The organism is Sphaerisporangium sp. NPDC049003, assembly GCF_043197795.1.
Taxonomy (GTDB): domain Bacteria; phylum Actinomycetota; class Actinomycetes; order Streptosporangiales; family Streptosporangiaceae; genus Sphaerisporangium.
The window spans coordinates 100,205-118,236 of record NZ_JBICTU010000020.1 but is presented as its reverse complement, the minus strand read 5'-3'; the positions used below and the strand labels follow the sequence as shown (position 1 = coordinate 118,236).

Genomic DNA, 18,032 nt, shown 5'->3' with positions numbered 1-18,032 from the left:
TTATGCCCTCCAAGGCTCCTAGCGGAGAGTCCCGTTCGTCATCCCGACGGGCTCCTCGGGCACCGTGATGAGGCCCAGCTCCGCCGGAGACGACATCAGCGGGTGCGCGGGGACCACCCGGACGGTGTACCCGAACGCGCCCGTGCGGTCGAGCGGCACGACCCCGGTGTAGGTCGCCTTGCCGTCGTCGCCCACCGCGTCCACCTGGAGCGTGACGTACGACGGGCCGATCAGCTCGTCGTGCCCGCCCACCTTGCCGTACGCGGCCTGGACGCTCACGTCGTCCGGGGACAGCTCGCCGAGCGCGATCGTCGCGCGCACCTCCATCGCCGCCCCGAGCTCGGGGGTGTCCCCGATGCCCGACGCCTCGATGTGCTCCACCCGGACGCCGGGCCAGGCGCGGGTGACCCGCAGCTTCCACGCCGCGAACTCGCGCGCCTTGCTGTGGTCGCCCTTGGACAGATCGCGCGCCGAGTCGGCGGCCGGCGCGTACAGGTCGACGACGTAGTCGCGGAGCATGCGCCCGGCGAGGACCTTCGGTCCGAGCGAGCTGAGCGTGTGCTTGACCATGTCGAGCCAGCGCCGGGGATGGGTGCCGTCGGCGCGGTCGTAGAACCGGTCGGCGACCTCTCGCTCGATCAGGTCGTACAGCGCGCCCGCCTCCAGATCGTCACGGCGGTCGGGGTCCTCCACGCCGTCGGCGGTTGGGACGGCCCAGCCGTTGTTGCCGTCGTACCACTCGTCCCACCAGCCGTCCCTGATGGAGAGGTTGAGCCCTCCGTTGAGCGCGGCCTTCATGCCGGAGGTGCCGCACGCCTCCAGCGGGCGCAGCGGGTTGTTCATCCACACGTCACAGCCCTGGACCATGAGCTGGCCGAGGTTCATGTCGTAGTCGGGCAGGAAGACGATGCGGTGGCGCACGTCCTCGCTGTCGGCGAACTTCACGATCTGCTGGATGAGCTTCTTGCCGCCCTCGTCGGCCGGGTGCGCCTTGCCCGCGATCACGATCTGGACGGGCTTCTCGGGGTCGAGCAGCAGCTCCCTGAGCCGGTCGGGGTCCTTGAGCATGAGCGTGAGCCGCTTGTAGGAGGGGACCCGCCGCGCGAAGCCGATCGTCAGCACCTCGGGGTCGAGGGCCTCGTCGATCCAGCCCAGCTCGGCCGTGGAGGCGCCCCGGGCGCGCCAGGAGGCCCGCAGCCGGTCGCGTGCGGCGTCGACGAGCTGGCGTCGCAGCCTGCCGCGGATGCCCCAGATGTCCTCGTCGGAGAGCTTCTGCACCCCTTCCCAGCCCTGGGCCTTCTCGATCAGCGAGGGAAGCTCCTTGCCCGCGAGCTCCATCACCTCGCGCGCGACCCAGGTGGGGGCGTGGACGCCGTTGGTGATCGACCCGATCGGGATGTCGTCCAGGTCGAACCCCGGCCAGAGCCCCTGGAACATCTCGCGGCTGACCTCGCCGTGGAGCTCGGACACACCGTTGACCCGTTGGGCAAGCCGCATGCCCATGACGGCCATGTTGAACACCGCGTCGGCCCCGGCCTCTGGGGAGCCGGGCTCGGCTCCGAGCGCGAGGATGCGCTCCACGGGAACGGTCGGCCAGGCGTTGTCGCCGCCGAACTGCTTCTCGATCATCTCGGCGGGGAACCGGTCGATGCCCGCGGGGACGGGCGTGTGCGTGGTGAACACCGTGCCCGCGCGGACGGCCTCCAGGGCCTCCTCGAAGGACAGCCGGTGCTCGGTCAGCTCGCGGATGCGTTCGAGGCCGAGGAAGCCCGCGTGGCCCTCGTTGGTGTGGAAGACCTCGGGCTCGGGGTGCCCGGTGATACGGCAGTAGGCACGCAGCGCGCGCACCCCGCCGATGCCGAGCAGCAGCTCCTGCATGAGCCGGTGGTCGGTGCCGCCGCCGTACAGCCGGTCGGTGACGTCGCGGGCGGCGTTGTCGTTCTCGGCCACGTCGGAGTCGAGCAGCAGCAGCGGGACCCGGCCCGCCTGGGCCACCCAGATCTGCGCGTGCAGCGTGCGCCCGCCGGGCAGGGGGATCGCGACGCGGGCGGGGGCGCCGTCCTCCTCCTTCAGCAGGCTCAGGGGCAGGCCGCCGGGGTCGAGGCTCGGGTAGTGCTCCTGCTGCCAGCCCTCGGCCGACAGCGACTGGGTGAAGTAGCCGTGCCGGTAGAGCAGCCCCACGCCGAGGATGGGCACACCGAGGTCGCTGGCGGCCTTCAAGTGGTCGCCCGCGAGGATGCCGAGTCCTCCGGAGTACTGCGGGAGCGCGGCGGCGATGCCGTACTCGGGCGAGAAGTAGCCGATGGCCGCGGGGGCGTCGGGCAGGGTTTGGTACCAGCGGGGCGCGGTCATGTATTCCCGCAGGTCGTCCGCGGCGTCGGCGAGCCTGCGGAGGAACCTTCGATCACGCGCCAGCTCGGCCAGCCTGTCGGCCTGCACCGCTCCGAGCAACGCGACCGGGTCGTGCCCGACCCGTTCCCAGGTGTCGGGATCCACCTCGGCGAACAGATCCATGGTCTCCGGGTGCCAGGACCAGCGCAGATTTTGCACGAGCTCGCCGAGGGCGGCCAGCTCCACGGGAAGGACGGTACGGACGGTGAACCTGCGTATTGCTCTCACGGGGCCAGACCCTAGTTACTCAGCGCCACGACGCGCGACCGAAACACTCTTGTGCGCCTACCAGATCTCATGCGTTTCGCTCTCACCACTCCCCTACATGCTCAAACATCACTAAAGCGGACCGGTCAATGTGATCTCAACTTGATCATGAACGACTCCCCCCCTCAGATGGCAACTCTCAGGGACATAAGCCGTCCGGGGCACCCCTAACTTCCCTTGGGCAGGCTTGAAGAGGGACTATGGGGGCAGTCCCATGTAAGAGCCTCAGGATCCACCTCCGATCCCCCGAGATGACATCCGTCACGCCGGGGGTGAATACGACCGCGCCTACCCATACACCGGCATCAAGCCGGGACCTACTTGAAAGCAAAGATCACTCCTTGCCCTCACAATTCCCGGCGGCGCCCGGTGCGTCGCCGCTACCTTGAGACGCGATGATCGGACGAATCCCAATACAGGAAATTTACCCTGTTGTCGAGTGCGGGCGGTGGCCCGCGAAGGCAGCGGCGGGCGAGACCTTCGAGATCAGCGCCACCGTGTTCCGCGAGGGACACGACGCGGTGGCGGCCGGAGTCGTGCTGGTCGATCCCGACGGCAAGCGCCAGCGGCTCACGGCCATGCGCGAGGTCGAGCCCGGCACCGACCGGTGGGCCGCGGAGGTCACGCTGCCCACGGAGGGTAACTGGCACTTCCGCGTCGAAGCCTGGAGCGACCCTGTCGCCACCTGGCTGCACGACGCCGGGATCAAGATCCCCCGTGGCATCGACACCGACCTGATGTGCGAGGAGGGGGCGCGCATATTCGCGCGCGCCGCGAAGGCCGTGCGCCCGACCGGCTGCGACAACTGCACGCACCGGGCCGCGCTCCAGGCGGTGGCCGACCGGCTGCGGGACGACGACCTCGATCCCCGGGCCAGGCTGGCCCTGGCGCAGCTCCCCGAGACCGCGAGCGTGCTCGCCTCCCACCCGCTCCGCGATCTGGTGACCAGGGCGCCGAGGTACCGCATCCGGGTCGACCGGAGGCGGGCCCTGTTCGGCTCCTGGTACGAGTTCTTCCCCAGGTCCGAGGGGGCCGTCCTCGAAGAGGGCGCCATCCCCAAGTCCGGAAATTTCCGGACGGCGGCCGAGCGGTTGCCGGCCGTGGCCGGCATGGGCTTCGACGTCGTCTACCTGCCTCCGATCCACCCCATCGGCGAGACCTTCCGCAAGGGACGCAACAACACCCTGCACCCCGAGCCGTACGACGTGGGCTCCCCCTGGGCGATCGGCTCCGAGGACGGCGGGCACGACGCGATCCATCCTGATCTGGGCACCTTCGAGGACTTCGACGTCTTCGTGCGGCGGGCCCGTGAGCTGGGCCTGGAGATCGCGCTCGACCTGGCCCTGCAGTGCTCCCCCGACCACCCGTGGGTCAAGGACCACCCCGAGTGGTTCACGATCAGGGCCGACGGCTCCATCGCGTACGCGGAGAACCCGCCGAAGAAGTATCAGGACATCTACCCCCTGAACTTCGACAAGGACCCGAAGGGCATCTACACCGAGGTCCGGCGGGTCGTCCGCCACTGGATGGACCACGGCGTCCGGATCTTCCGGGTGGACAACCCGCACACCAAGCCGGTCGGGTTCTGGGAGAAACTGCTGGCGGACATCCACTCCACCGACCCGGACGTGCTGTTCCTGTCGGAGGCGTTCACCCGTCCCCCGATGCTGCGTGGCCTGGCCAAGATCGGTTTCGACCAGTCGTACACGTACTTCACCTGGAAGAACTCCAAGGCCGACCTTGAGGGGTACCTGGCCGAGCTCTCGCACGAGACCTCGTACTACCTGCGGCCCAACTTCTTCGTCAACACCCCGGATATCCTGCACGAGTACCTGCAGAACGGCGGCGTGCCGGCGTTCAAGATCAGGGCGGTGCTGGCGGCGTTGGCGTCACCTTCCTGGGGGGTCTACGCGGGCTACGAGCTCGCCGAGAACGCCCCGGTACGACCGGGCAGCGAGGAATATCTCCACAGCGAGAAATTCGAGCTCAGACCACGTGACTGGGCCGCCGCGGAACGCGAGGGCCGGAGCCTGGCGCCCTTCATCACCCAACTTAATTTGTTCCGAAGAGCACACCCTGCGGTCCAGGAACTGCGTAACCTACGTTTCCACAGCGTCGACCACCCGGACATGATCTGCTTCTCAAAGCGGCTGCCCGGCGCCTACGACCCGTCCACACGACGGCACGGCCTAGGCGATGTCGTTCTGGTCGTCGTCAATCTCGATCCGCACAACACGCACGAGGCGACGGTCAGGCTGGACATGCCCGGCCTCGGCCTCGATTGGGGCGCCGAATTCGTCGTGGACGATGAGCTCTCGGGCGACTCGTTCCACTGGCGGCAGGCCAACTACGTGCGCCTCGATCCGCACATCAATCCAGCACACGTCCTCACACTGCGAGCGACGCCGACCAGCCAGGTGTAGGCACATGGCGACAGCGGCGGAAAAGCGAGCATGAGCACAGCGGGGAGTCCACAGGTGAGCTTGACGCCTCAGCCCGTCCCGAACACCTTCACACACGAAAAGCCGCGCGATCCACACTGGTACAAACGCGCCGTTTTCTACGAAGTCCTCATCCGAGGATTCGCGGATTCGAACGGGGACGGTACCGGAGACATCCGCGGCCTCATCAACAAGCTGGATTATCTCCAGTGGCTCGGCGTCGACTGTCTGTGGCTTCTGCCACTCTACGAGTCCCCGCTTAAAGACGGCGGATACGATATTTCCGACTTTATGAAGATTCTCCCGGACTTCGGGGATCTCGGGGATTTCGTCAAGCTCGTCGACGAAGCGCACAAACGCGGCATGCGGGTTATCGCGGACCTGGTCATGAACCACACCAGCGACCAGCATCCGTGGTTCCAGGCCTCCCGGCACGACCCCACCGGGCCGTTCGGGGACTTCTACGTCTGGTCGGACGACGGCGAGCAGTACAACGACGCGCGGATCATCTTCATCGACACCGAGACGTCCAACTGGACGTACGACCCGGTCCGCGGGCAGTACTACTGGCACCGGTTCTTCCACCACCAGCCGGACCTCAACTACGAGAACCCGGACGTCCAGGAGGCCATGCTGGAGGTCCTGCGCTTCTGGCTGGACCTCGGCATCGACGGGTTCCGGATGGACGCCATCCCTTACCTGTTCGAGCAGGAGGGGACCAACTGCGAGAACCTCCCGCAGACCCACGAGTACCTCAAGCGGGTAAGGAGCGAGGTCGACCGCCTCTACCCCGACCGCGTGCTGCTCGCCGAGGCCAACCAGTGGCCGGCCGACGTCGTCGAGTACTTCGGCGACCCGGTGACCGGCGGGGACGAATGCCACATGGCCTTCCACTTCCCGCTGATGCCGCGCATCTTCATGGCCGTGCGCCGTGAGACCCGCTACCCGATCTCGGAGATCATGGCCCAGACGCCGAAGATCCCCGAGAACTGCCAGTGGGGCATCTTCCTGCGCAACCACGACGAGCTCACGCTCGAGATGGTGACCGACGAAGAGCGCGACTACATGTACACCGAGTACGCCAAGGACCCGCGCATGCGGGCCAACGTCGGCATCCGCCGCCGCCTGGCCCCGCTCCTGGAGAACGACCGCAACCAGATCGAGCTGTTCACCGCCCTCCTCATGAGCCTGCCGGGGAGCCCCGTGCTCTACTACGGCGACGAGATCGGCATGGGCGACAACATCTGGCTGGGTGACCGCGACGGCGTCCGCACGCCGATGCAGTGGACGCCCGACCGCAACGCGGGCTTCTCCGACTGCGACCCCGGCCGCCTCTACCTCCCGGTGATCATGGACCCGATCTACGGGTACCAGGCGCTCAACGTGGAGGCGCAGCAGAAGAATCCGGGCTCACTCCTTCACTTCACCAAGAAGATGATCGAGATCAGGAAGCGGCACCCCGTCTTCGGGCTGGGCGAGTTCACCGAGCTCAACTCCTCCAACCCGAGCGTCCTCGCGTTCGTCCGCGAGCTCGGCGACGACAGGGTCCTGTGCGTCAACAACCTGTCCCGCTTCCCCCAGCCGGTGGAGCTGGACCTGCGCAGGTTCGAGAGCGTCACGCCCGTGGAGTGCACCGGTGGGGTTCCATTTCCACCGATCGGCGAGCTTCCGTATCTTTTGACGCTTCCTGGGCATGGGTTCTATTGGTTCACCCTTCCGCCCACGAGCGCAGCAGCCGAGGAGACGTGACACATACTCTCGAAGAGCTACTTGCCGGCTGGATCACCCATCAGCGGTGGTTCGCCGGCAAGGGCCGCGCGATCACCGACCTGGCCGTCGAGGCCGCCACCCCGCTACCCCTTCGTGGTCCTGCAGAATCCTTCCACAGCGATGTGGCGGGTTCCTCCAGGACCACGGAAGACTCGGCGAGGCCTTCGGCCGGCGATCGAGTCTGCCTGCGCCATCTGGTCATCACCGTGAGGCAGGACACGCACACCGACCGCTACCAGCTACTTGTGGGCTTCCGCCCGGAGCTTCCCCAGCGGCTGAAGCACGTCGCGATCGGCGAGACCGCGGAAGGCTTCGCCTACGACGCCGTCCATGACGCGGAGGTCACCGGCGTCCTGCTCACGGCGATCGCCGCGGACGCCGACCTCGGCGCGCTCCGCTTCCGCCACATGCCGGGCACCGAGATCGACACCTCGCCCCGGAGCCTCGTGCTCGGCGGCGAGCAGTCGAACACCTCGCTGGTGTTCGGCGACGCCTACATCTGCAAGCTGTTCCGCAAGCTCGTCCCCGGCGTGAACCCGGAGCTGGAAGTGGTGTCCGCGCTCGCGGAGCGCGGCTCCCCCAACATCGCCAGACCGTACGGCTGGATCGAGGCCGACGTCGACGGCCAGAACACCACGCTCGCGTTCACCCAGGAGTTCCTTCCCACCGCCAGCGACGGCTGGGCCCTCGCGCTCACCAGCGTGCGCGACCTGTACGGCTCGCTCCCCGGCACCAAGGCGGGCGACGCGGGAGGGGACTTCGCCGCCGAGTCGCACCGCCTCGGCATGGCCACCGCCCACCTGCACAAGGAGCTGGCCGCGGCGTTCCCCACGAGTGTGGTGGAGGCCCCCGAGGTCAAGCGGATGGCCGAGGGGTTCAGGCGCCGCCTGGAGGCCGCCATCGCCGAGGTGCCCGAGCTCGCCGCCCACGCGCGGGTCGCCCACGAGGCGTTCGACCTACTGGCCGACATCGACCGGCCGATCATGGTCCAGCGCGTCCACGGCGACTACCACCTGGGCCAGGTCATGCGCACGCCCGGCGAGTGGGTGGTCCTGGACTTCGAGGGCGAGCCCGGCCAGCCGCTGAGCGAACGCAGGGCCCTGGACTCCCCGGTCAGGGACGTCGCGGGCATGCTCCGGTCTTTCGACTACGCGGCGCGTCACCTGCTGTCCGACCACCCGGACGCCGAGTCCCTGGAGCTCCGGGCCGCCGAATGGTCCGAGCGCAACCGCGCGGCCTTCATCGCGGGGTACTCGGCGGGCGGCGGCCGGATCCGCGGCGACGACGCCGTGCTGCTGCGCGCGCTGGAGCTGAGCAAGGCCGCCTACGAGGTGGTCTACGAGGCCCGCAACCGCCCGGCCTGGCTCCCCATCCCGCTCGCGGCCTTCACCCACGCCGTGCGGTGACCGCACCGCCTTCATCCTTCGATACGATCCGTAGCCAGATGGGTACCTGGCGTGAAGGCGGTGGTCGATGGATCGAAGGCGGCTCGCGGTCACGCTCGCGGCGGCGGGCGCCACCCTGTCCGCGGTGATGGGCGCGGTCATGACGGTGGCGCTGGTCTGGCCGGGGCGGCACGAGACCCCCGCGCCACCCGCCGGCGCCGGGCACGACACCGCGTACAAGGATGATCCCGGCACCCGCCACCGGGACGAGACCCGTGCCCGGCGGCGCGAGGACGAGACCCGGGGCCTGCCCTCCCCGAGCACCACCCCCGGCGATCCCGCCACGTCACCCGCCCCCACCAGGTGGGAGGAGGCCCGAGCCGCCGAGTTGCTGCTCGCCGATCCCGTGCTCGGCCAGAGGGTGCGCGACGCGTACGCCAGGGCGGCGGGCAGGCCGCCGGCGTCCGCCGCCGACCTGCGCGTACGTTCCCTGGTCTTCCGGCGGCACGGCTGCGAGACCCGCCGTTGCCTCCAGCTCTTCGTGTGGTTCCCGGGCGGCGAGCAGCTCGACATCGGCCGGATCATCGTCGGCATGCCCGAGGGCAGCGTCCACGTGCTGAAGTGGTGATACCGCCTGAAGTGGGCGGACGCAGCCATCCGTGACCCCGCGAGGTGCACGTTTGCCGTCCCCATGGTGTGATCCGGGCAACAACATGGGTTGGCCCCGCGATGTGGGGCAGGGTTAGCTCATAAAAGCAATCACGGTGCCGAGGAGCGGTGAGCGATCTGATGAACGCGGACCTGGACCTGAACCGGCTGGCCGGCGGCGCGCACCACGATCCACACTCGATCCTGGGCGCGCACCTTTCCCCCGACGGTCTGACCGTACGGGCGCTCAAGCCACTCGCCGAGAGAGTCGAGCTGGTGCTGGAGGACAGCACCCACGAAATGCCCCACGAGGCCCACGGCGTCTTCGGCGTGACGCTGCCCGGCGTGGACAAGATCCCCGCCTACCGGCTGCGGGTGACCTACCCGGGCGCCGAGACGTACGAGACGGGTGATCCGTACCGGCACTGGCCCACCCTGGGCGAGGTCGACCTGCACCTGATCGGCGAGGGCCGCCACGAGCGCCTGTGGGAGGTGCTCGGGGCCCGGGTCATGCGGCACGACGACGAGGACGGCACGGCCTTCGCCGTCTGGGCGCCGAACGCGCTCGGCGTCCGCGTGGAGGGCGGCTTCAACCACTGGAACGGCTCGGGCCATCCGATGCGGTCCCTCGGCCGGTCCGGGGTGTGGGAGGTGTTCATCCCGGGTGTCGGGGTGGGCGAGCACTACAAGTTCTCGATCCTGGGCGCCGACGCCGTCTGGCGGTCCAAGGCCGACCCGATGGCCCGGCGCACCGAGCGTCCGCCGGCGACCGCGTCGATCGTCGACGGGTCCGCGTACACGTGGCAGGACGACGAGTGGATGCGCCGGCGCGCCGAGACGAACGCGATGGGGGCGCCGATGAGCGCCTACGAGGTACACCTCGGCTCGTGGCGTCCCGGCCTGACCTACAAGGAGCTGGCGACCCAGCTCGTCGACTACGTCAAGGACATGGGCTTCACGCACGTGGAGTTCCTGCCGGTGGCCGAGCACCCGTTCGGCGGCTCCTGGGGCTACCAGGTCACCTCCTACTACGCACCCACCTCGCGTTTCGGCAGCCCCGACGAGTTCCGCCACCTCGTCGACAAGCTGCACGAGGCCGGCATCGGCGTGCTTCTCGACTGGGTGCCCGCCCACTTCCCCATGGACGCGTGGGCGCTGGCCCGGTTCGACGGCACGCCCCTGTACGAGCACGCCGACCCGAGGCGCGGCGAACACCCCGAATGGGGGACGTACATCTTCGACTTCGGCCGCCGGGAGGTCCGCAACTTCCTGGTCGCGAACGCGGTCTACTGGCTCAAGGAGTTCCACATCGACGGCCTGCGCGTGGACGCGGTGGCCTCGATGCTGTACCTGGACTACTCCCGTCGCCACGGCGAGTGGACGCCCAACGTCTACGGCGGGCGCGAGAACCTGGACGCCGTGGAGTTCCTCAAGGAGATGAACTCCGTGGCCTACCGCGAGGCGCCCGGCATCGTCACGATCGCCGAGGAGTCGACCGCGTGGCCCGGCGTCTCCCGGCCCGTACACCTGGGCGGGCTCGGGTTCGGCTTCAAGTGGAACATGGGCTGGATGCACGACACCCTGGCCTACCTCCACCACGAGCCGGTGTTCCGCCAGTACCACCATCACCAGATGACGTTCTCGCTGATGTACGCGTACTCGGAGAACTTCGTGCTGCCCCTCTCCCATGACGAGGTGGTGCACGGCAAGGGCTCGCTGCTCGGCAAGATGCCCGGCGACGAGTGGCAGCGCTTCGCCAACCTGCGGGCCCTGTTCGCGTTCATGTGGGCGCATCCCGGCAAGAAGCTGCTGTTCATGGGCGGCGAGTTCGCCCAGGGCTCCGAGTGGTCCGAGGAGCGCGGCCTCGACTGGTGGCTGCTCGACTTCGAGCCCCACCAGGGCATGCAGCAGTTGGTCCGCGACCTCAACCGCGTGTACACCGAGACGCCCGCGTTGCACTCGCAGGACCACTCGCCGAGGGGCTTCCAGTGGATCGACGCCGACGACGCCTCGGGGAACGTCTTCTCCTTCCTGCGTCACGGCGACGACGGGTCGATGGTGGCCTGCGTGGCGAACTTCTCGGGGCAGCCGCACGAGGACTACGTGATCGGCCTGCCCGCCGGGGGCCGCTGGGACGAGGTGATCAACACCGACGCCTACAACTACTACGGCAGCGGGGTGGGCAACCTCGGCTCCGTGGACGCCGTCGAGGAGCCCTGGCACGGCCTGCCGTACTCCACCCGTCTCCGGGTCCCACCCCTCGGCGCCCTCTGGCTCCGCTACTCCGGCCCTCCCCTGACGGAGACCACATCCGAAGCCACGGAGGCACAGGCCGTCCCGTTCAGCGCGCTCCCCGCCGACGAGCCGCGGCCCGTACTTGAATCTCCGTGACGCCAGTGCACCGATGGGCTCCCGGGACCTCGGTGCACTGACGCCGGCGCAAGACGGCGCGACCAGACGCGGAAGCACGCGCCTGTTGGGCCGGAACGTCGCCTAGGGTGTCGCTATGGACGCGACGAAAGCGATCTTGGACACGGTGGACCGGTTCCGGCAGCGGCGCACCGCCCCCCTGGTTCTGGAGTTGGATCTGACCGAGGGGCTCACGGAGGGCCCGCCGTCCGATCCGCTCAGCGCCGTCCTCGCCATGCGCAGGACCCGGCTCGCCGACGTGCTGGAGGGGCTGCGCCGTGCACGCAGGGATCCCCGGGTCAAGGGCCTCGTCGTCAAGCTCGGCGGACGGCCCATGGGGCTGGCCATGGTGCAGGAGCTGCGCACCGCCGTCGTCCAGCTCCGGGCCGCCGGCAAGCTGACGGTGGCCTACGCCGAGACGTTCGGCGAGTTCGGCGCGGGCACCGTGCCGTACTACCTGGCCAGCGCCTTCGAGAAGATCTACCTGCAACCGTCGGGCGACGTCGGGCTCACCGGCATCTCGATGGAGCAGCGTTTCGTGAAGAACGCGCTCTCGAAGATCGGTGTCGACTACCAGATCGGCCAGCGGCACGAGTACAAGACCGCGGCCAACATGTTCACCCAAGATCACATGACCGAGGCGCACCGCGAGTCGGCCGCCCGCATCGCCGAGTCCGTCATCGAGCAGATCGTGTCCGGCATCGCCGACGGGCGCGGCCTGCCTCCCGAGCGCGTGCGCGAGCTCATCGACCAGGGGCCGTTCATCGGGCCGGAGGCGCTTTCCGCCGGGCTGGTCGACAAGCTCGCCTACCGCGACGAGGTGTACGACGAGGTCCGCGACGAGGGCGACCTGCTGCTGTTCGTCTCGCGGTACGCCAAGGGCGCCCTCACCAGGAAGCTCCCGCATCCGGGCGAGCGGGTCATCGCGCTCATCCACGGCAACGGCATGATCCGCCTCGGCCGCAGCGGTCGCAGCCCGCTCGGCGGCGGGGGCGCCATGGGGTCCGACACGATCTGCGCGGCCTTCCGTGCCGCCCGCCGCGACGACAACGTCAAGGCGATCGTGTTCCGCGTCGACAGCCCCGGCGGGTCGTACGTCGCCTCGGACGCCGTCTGGCGTGAGGTCGTGCTCGCCCGCAGGTCAGGCAAGCCGGTGATCATCTCGATGGGCGACCTCGCCGCGTCGGGCGGATACTTCGTCTCCATGGCCGCCGACGTCATCGTCGCCCAGCCCGGCACGCTGACCGGCTCGATCGGCGTGTTCGGCGGCAAGCCGGCGGTGGGCGAGCTGCTCGGCCGCATCGGCGTCACCTCCGAGTCGGTCGACGTGGGCGTCAACTCGGGGATGTTCTCCCCGAGCCGGGCCTACTCCGAGCCGCAGTGGGAGCGGGTCAACGCCTGGCTCGACCGCATCTACGACGACTTCGTTGGCAAGGTCGCCCAGGGCCGTGGCATCGACCGCGACCGCGCTCACGAACTGGCGCGCGGCCGTGTCTGGACGGGTGCCGACGCCTTCGCCGGTGGCCTGGTCGACGAGCTGGGCGGCCTGGAGGACGCTCTGGCGCTGGCCCGCAGCAGGGTCAACCTGCCCAAGGACGCCCCGGTGCGCTCGTATCCGCGCATGCACCCCCTGGAGCGGCTCCGCCCGCCGGACTCAAGCGACGACAAGGCCGCCGCCCTGAGCCAGATCCGCCTGGAAGCCTGGGGCCCCCTCACCCACCTGGCCACCCAACTAGGACTCCCGGCGTACGGCCCCCTGATCCTCCCCGGCTGGTGGTCGATCCACTGACCTACCGCGCCGCCCCCCTGAGACGACGCCCGCCCCTCCGCCAACGGCCAACCCACTGACCAGGCCCGCCGCGCCTGCCTAGGACGGTGCCCGCCCACCCCATCCGCCACCGGTGCTGCCAAGAACCGGCGCCGGTACGGCGGGGTGAGGGGCTGTGAAGTCGGCGCCGGTTGCGGCGGGTGACCGGCGTACGGGTGGTTCCTGGATGCTTGTCACGCCACCCAGGCGGGCACGAGCTTGTCGCCGTCGGGCAGGGCGCACGCGGGTGCGACGTCGATGGGACCGTCGGGGGTGTACGCCCGGCTGCCGGCCGGCGCGGCGACGATCGCGGTCATGCCGTCCTCGCCCGCGAAGACCTGGCGGCGCACGTCGGCGGGTATGACCAGGGTGTCCCCCGGCTCCATGTCCAGCTTCTCTCCGTCGAGCACGACGGTCGTGGCTCCGGACAGGAACGTCCACACCTGCTCGGTGTCGAAGGCGTGGAGGGGGCCCGTCTGACCGGAACGCATGTCCACGCGCCATACGGACAGGCCCGCCCCTCCCTGCGTGGGCGAGGCGAACGTGGTCATGACGGCGTTGGGGGTCTCGGTTACGCGGCTTTCGGCGTTGCGGATGATGGGCATCGCGAACATCTCCTACAATGGACAATGTGGTTGTCTATATAGTGAACGAGGTTGTCCATCGTGTCAACTGAGCCCCCGCGCGCCGGATCGGCCACGGCCCTCACCGGCGGCAAGGTCGAAGCTCCCTCGGAGGCCGAGACGTCGCCCTCCCCCCGGGCCGAGGTGCCACCCGCCCCTCCCCGGGCCGAGGTGCCGCCCGCGCCTCCCGGGTTCGAGCTGCCCCTGCGACTGTTCCTGGGGTTCCGCGTCCTCATCGACGAGTTGCATGCCGAACTCGCGCGCCAGGGCCACCCCGACGTGCGGCCGATGCACGGGTTCGTCATGCAGGCCATCGGCACGCGTGGCATGACGGCGGCGGACCTGGGGCGCAGGCTCGGAGTCTCCAAGCAGGCGGCGGGCAAGACGATCGACGCGCTCGAACGCATCGGCTACGTCGAGCGCGGCACCGACCCGAACGACGCCCGGCGCAAGGTCGTACGGCTCACCGAGCGCGGCGTCGACAGTCTCCTCCGATCAGCCCGCATCTTCGACGAGCTCCGGGCCGGCTGGGCCGAGACCCTCGGCGAGGACCGCCTCCGCGCCCTCGAATCCGACCTCCGCCTTGTGACCCCACCCGACTTCTTCCGCCTGGACATCCCTGGCTGGTTCGGCGGCTGACGGCGGACTCGATCACAACCCTGCGGGCTCCGCCGGTCGGCGGTGTGAGCCGGCGAGGGAGCGGATGGTGATGTTGATGCGGTATCCAGATTCAGCGAGATCAAGGGGCTCGGACACCCTGAGCAAACAGGTCGCCGCCTCCGCGCTAGGCGCCGACGGGCTCGTCAGCGGAGCGCGGTCGCGCGTTGGTCGGCAGGCGCACCGTACGGAGGAACGCCGGCAGCAGCCACGGGCGGCGGCCCCACACGGCCAGCTTGCCGGTGACCACGGCTCGCGTCCGCCCGATCCGGCCGAACAGCATCAGGTTGAGCGCGGCCGGATCGAAGTACAGGTGGACGTCGGTGTCCGGGCCGGGCTGTTCGATCGACACTCGCCCATCGCGCAGGACCAGGGTCACGGGGGTCGTGTACCTGGAGTGGAACCGGACGGCGATGCGCCGGTCGAGGGCAGGCTCGCCCGTGTCCAGCAGCCGCCCCACGTCCCCCTGGATCATCCCGACGAGGAACAGGTCGAAGAAGAGTGCGGCCTCCCTCGGCGGCATCACCCAGCGCGTCCGCGTCACGGAGGCGATGTCCCATCCGTGGACCAGCAGCTCGTTCACCAGATGGGCGAGCACCCCGGCGAGGGGAACCCGGGAGTCGCCGAGCCAGATGACCGGCCGCGCCGGGTCGAGGCCCTCGGTCACCCGCAGGATCTCGTCGATGGAGGTCCGCAGCAGATGGGCCAGCCTGTGCTGATCCCGCTCAGGGAAGAGCCCCAGAGCCACGTCGTTGACATCGCTGACGGTGTCCACGGTGGTGGCCAGCAGCGCGTCCTTGATGGTGGGGAACGGGTGGGGACCGTTGTCGAACCTCAGCATGGATCCGTACCACCGGGCGATTGAGGCCACGTGGGCGGCGCTCTCCACGACGGTCCATTCACGAGTCGCCATGGCGTGCGGCTCGCGGGCGGAGGCCACCATCTCGGCGAACCGGCCACCGGCTTCCCTGAGAGACACGCGCACCGCGTCCCACTGGCCTCGCGTGATGGGTGTGACCACTTGCCCTCCACGGAACCTCGTCCAAGACCACCGCGGCACCTGTCGCAGCCGAACCGCCCGGCGTCCGGCACCGCGCTCCCGCCCGCCTCACGGCAGAGCCCCGGCCAAGCTAACACCCGGCCCCGAAACCATGGTTCTTCTCATGTGCGCTCTGACGCTGGAAGCGACCTGAGCCACCGGTTCCGAAGCGCGTCAGTTGACCGGACGGTAGCGGCCGCGCATGCGTGCGAGGGGCGGGAGCGAGGGGTCGACGTAGTCGACGGCGAGGACCTGGGCGAGGAAGAGGGTGTGGTCTCCGGCCGGGATCACCCGGGCGGTCTCGGCCTCCAGCGCGGCCACGCCGCCGTCCACGATGAAGGCCTCGGTCCGCGCGCCCCGGTGGTGGGGCGTCCCGGCGAGCAGCAGGCGCGCGCTGGGACGGCCCGGAGTGGCGAACCGGCTGGCGATCACGGCCTGGCCGCCGGACAGCAGGCTCGCCGCCCAGAGGTCCTGGCGGAGCAGTACTTCACAGAGGTAGCCGGAGGAGATGAGGCTCAGCATGACCATCGGCGGATCGGCCGACAGGGAGGAGAAGGTGGTGACCGTCGTGCCGATGTCATCGCGCTCATCGTGCACGGTGACCACGGCCACCCCCGCGACGAGCTGCCTCATCGCCTCCGTGAACTCGTTCATGGCCCCCACTCCTACCACCGATCACCCCAGCGCGCCGCCCCGCCTCCGGAGCCGCGGATCGGGTCGTACAGAACAGCCTCATGCCGGAAAGTCCGGAGCTACGTGCTGGGGATGTTCTCGTAGCATGCATGCGGCCACGAGTAGGTGGACGATGACCCGTTGTGTGAATCAGTCCGGCGACTAATCAATCTGTTTGACCTGAGGGGTTGCTGGAGGACGGTGCGCCTCTTGACGAGCACGACTCGGAGATACAAGACCTCGTCGTGTTGGTACGAGGAAACGAAGTGATCACCGCAGAGTGTCGTCGCCGCGGTCTTTGATCGTTGGTTCGGCGAGTCATTTTGGACGGCCCACCGGCCGACTGAGGTAGACCAGGTCGCCACAGAGCTGGAGTCAATGCGCCGAGGGCTCCAAAGCCAGCTCAGTCGATAGCCTTTCCGCCATCGACCGAGCCGCTCTGAGGTCTGAAAGTCAACCTGCCCTGAGGAACTGCTCGAAGGCTTCTCGAGCCAGCGCGGAGACCGTCTTGCCCTCTTTTTCGGCGCGAGCCTTCGCGCGTTCGCGCAATTCCTCGGGTACCCGGAACGAGACCTTCGGTGAGTGCGTGCCCTCGCCCGTCAGTGACGGACGCCCGCCACGACCGGTCGGTACGGGCACACGACCCTCGTCGATCGCCCGGTGAACGTCAGCGATCGCGTCATCAACGTACTCGTCGGTGATCCGGTTGCCCTTGCTGTCGTAGATCTCTTCGAGGTCACTGTCGATTTCGGAGTCGTGGTCCAGGACCAGTTCGATGTCTTCGGGTGGCCAGGCTGCCTCGTGCTCGGTCATGGCTTCTTCCTCCTCAGCGCGGTCGGCATCACATGGATGATCACTAGGTACTTGTCCGTGAGGATGCCGATCACTTCCAGTTCGATGCCCCGATCGTCCTGGCCGATCCACACCCATCGGTCCTCTAGGCCCGGGTCGGCTGCCGGAACGATAGCCGGCGGTCCAGACCGGATCACATGAAGGGCATGCGCCCGCCCGATGCGGTGCTTCCGTGCCGACCGGTAGAAGCGCAACTTCTTCATACCCATATTATGTCAGACACAACCAGGCTTGTTGGGTCGATCAGACGGCAGAAGAACGTCTCAGCACGCCCGTGGCGTGCCCGTTGTGATGGTGATCAAGGCGAACAGGGGGAGCGATCAACGGCTCGACGTGGAAGGCGCGTCATATAGGAGGAATGGCCCGCCGTACGAGATGCTCTCGAACGGCGGTGACGAAACTGCCAGGCTCACCTGGTCGCCGTGGACCATGCCGGCGTACGGGGGCACCGTCGGTCGTGTCACTCTGAGGGCAGTACGTATCGCCAGGTGACGGCGAAGGGGCGGCCCTGGTGGTCGCGGTAGACGGGCCAGGCTCCGGCTTGCCGCGCGCGTGTGAACACGCGGCGGGCGTCCGCCGCCTGGGTGCCTTTCAGGATCTTCTCGAAGCCGCCCTCGTCCGAGGCGGACGGCTCCGGAATCGAGGAGGGCCACTTCTCGCCGGTCTGCCCGGGGCGGGGCTGCGCGATCAGGCGTACCCGGTCGGTCGTGTAGGGGCTTCCCTCGCGGTTCACCCGGTCGGCCAGCGCGCCCAGCAGGTCACGCGCGTCGTACAGCCCATCGGCATAGCCGCGATCGGAGCGGGTCTCGTCGAGGGCGTACGCGGTCACCGTATGCATCGCACCGTCGACCTGGACGCCCAGCACGACAGTGCGGGCGTCGGCGATCTGGGACACCCCGGCCGGGTCGGCGGTGGCGGGTTGTGAGGCCAGGTCCGCGCGGAGCGCGCGGAGGAGATCGGTGAGTTCGCTCGCCTTCAGGGAAAGGCCGCGGTCGGCGTCGGCGACCACCAGGCCGTCGCCGAAGACGGCGAGGGCGGGGGGATCGCTCTTACTCATTCGGTTCCCGGCGA

Annotated in this window: 14 protein-coding genes; 7 read left to right on the top strand and 7 right to left on the bottom strand. The window is 68.9% G+C overall.

Annotated elements, in window-relative coordinates; translation table 11 throughout:
- Nucleotides 1–18: 18 nt before the first annotated feature.
- Complete coding sequence (gene glgP / locus ACGFIV_RS22470; protein WP_358548093.1) at nucleotides 19–2,619, bottom strand: alpha-glucan family phosphorylase; 2,601 nt, start codon at nucleotides 2,617–2,619, stop codon at nucleotides 19–21.
- A gap of 434 nt (nucleotides 2,620–3,053) precedes the next feature.
- Between glgP and ACGFIV_RS22465 the strand changes: the two genes are divergently transcribed.
- The 6 genes from ACGFIV_RS22465 (at nucleotide 3,054) to sppA (ending at nucleotide 13,100) form a co-directional block, all read left to right on the top strand.
- On the top strand, nucleotides 3,054–5,081 hold the full coding sequence (locus ACGFIV_RS22465; RefSeq protein WP_392837414.1) for an alpha-1,4-glucan--maltose-1-phosphate maltosyltransferase: 2,028 nt from the start codon (nucleotides 3,054–3,056) through the stop codon (nucleotides 5,079–5,081).
- A 30-nt stretch (nucleotides 5,082–5,111) separates the two neighbouring features.
- Nucleotides 5,112–6,848: a maltose alpha-D-glucosyltransferase gene (treS, locus tag ACGFIV_RS22460; protein ID WP_358548089.1), complete on the top strand. Its 1,737-nt coding sequence runs from the start codon at nucleotides 5,112–5,114 to the stop codon at nucleotides 6,846–6,848.
- The gene (locus ACGFIV_RS22455; protein ID WP_358548087.1) at nucleotides 6,845–8,275 is read left to right on the top strand and encodes an aminoglycoside phosphotransferase; all 1,431 of its coding nucleotides are present in this window, start codon (nucleotides 6,845–6,847) and stop codon (nucleotides 8,273–8,275) included. Before treS ends, ACGFIV_RS22455 begins: the two co-directional genes overlap by 4 nt.
- Before the next feature lie 67 nt (nucleotides 8,276–8,342).
- Nucleotides 8,343–8,882: a hypothetical protein gene (locus ACGFIV_RS22450; protein ID WP_358548084.1), complete on the top strand. Its 540-nt coding sequence runs from the start codon at nucleotides 8,343–8,345 to the stop codon at nucleotides 8,880–8,882.
- A 161-nt stretch (nucleotides 8,883–9,043) separates the two neighbouring features.
- Nucleotides 9,044–11,293 carry a 1,4-alpha-glucan branching protein GlgB gene (glgB, locus tag ACGFIV_RS22445; RefSeq protein ID WP_358548123.1) on the top strand — a complete coding sequence of 750 codons (2,250 nt, stop codon included), beginning with the start codon at nucleotides 9,044–9,046 and terminating at the stop codon, nucleotides 11,291–11,293.
- Between the two features lie 115 nt (nucleotides 11,294–11,408).
- Nucleotides 11,409–13,100: a signal peptide peptidase SppA gene (sppA, locus tag ACGFIV_RS22440; RefSeq protein ID WP_358548081.1), complete on the top strand. Its 1,692-nt coding sequence runs from the start codon at nucleotides 11,409–11,411 to the stop codon at nucleotides 13,098–13,100.
- 212 nt (nucleotides 13,101–13,312) lie between these two features.
- Here the strand turns inward: sppA and ACGFIV_RS22435 are convergent, their stop codons facing one another.
- Entirely contained in the window at nucleotides 13,313–13,723 is a 411-nt protein-coding gene (locus ACGFIV_RS22435) for a cupin domain-containing protein (RefSeq protein ID WP_358548078.1), read from the bottom strand.
- 60 nt (nucleotides 13,724–13,783) lie between these two features.
- On the opposite strand from ACGFIV_RS22435, the gene ACGFIV_RS22430 reads away from it, so the two are divergent.
- Nucleotides 13,784–14,380, top strand: a complete 597-nt coding sequence (locus ACGFIV_RS22430; protein WP_358548075.1) for a MarR family winged helix-turn-helix transcriptional regulator — start codon at nucleotides 13,784–13,786, stop codon at nucleotides 14,378–14,380.
- Nucleotides 14,381–14,525: 145 nt separating this feature from the next.
- Here ACGFIV_RS22430 and ACGFIV_RS22425 read toward each other — a convergent pair whose 3' ends face one another.
- The 5 genes from ACGFIV_RS22425 to ACGFIV_RS22405 form a co-directional block, all read right to left on the bottom strand.
- Nucleotides 14,526–15,419, bottom strand: coding sequence for a maleylpyruvate isomerase N-terminal domain-containing protein (locus ACGFIV_RS22425; RefSeq protein WP_358548071.1), 894 nt, complete (start codon nucleotides 15,417–15,419; stop codon nucleotides 14,526–14,528).
- A 192-nt stretch (nucleotides 15,420–15,611) separates the two neighbouring features.
- Nucleotides 15,612–16,091 (bottom strand): flavin reductase family protein, encoded by a 480-nt coding sequence (locus ACGFIV_RS22420; protein ID WP_358548068.1) that lies wholly within the window; start codon nucleotides 16,089–16,091, stop codon nucleotides 15,612–15,614.
- A gap of 471 nt (nucleotides 16,092–16,562) precedes the next feature.
- The gene (locus tag ACGFIV_RS22415; RefSeq protein WP_358548065.1) at nucleotides 16,563–16,922 is read right to left on the bottom strand and encodes a hypothetical protein; all 360 of its coding nucleotides are present in this window, start codon (nucleotides 16,920–16,922) and stop codon (nucleotides 16,563–16,565) included.
- Complete coding sequence (locus tag ACGFIV_RS22410) at nucleotides 16,919–17,164, bottom strand: hypothetical protein (RefSeq protein WP_358548062.1); 246 nt, start codon at nucleotides 17,162–17,164, stop codon at nucleotides 16,919–16,921. The genes ACGFIV_RS22415 and ACGFIV_RS22410 overlap by 4 nt, the downstream gene beginning before the upstream one ends.
- Before the next feature lie 257 nt (nucleotides 17,165–17,421).
- A complete protein-coding gene (locus ACGFIV_RS22405; RefSeq protein ID WP_392837408.1) occupies nucleotides 17,422–18,018 on the bottom strand; it encodes a hypothetical protein in 597 nt (198 codons plus the stop codon).
- Between the last annotated feature and the right edge of the window lie 14 nt (nucleotides 18,019–18,032).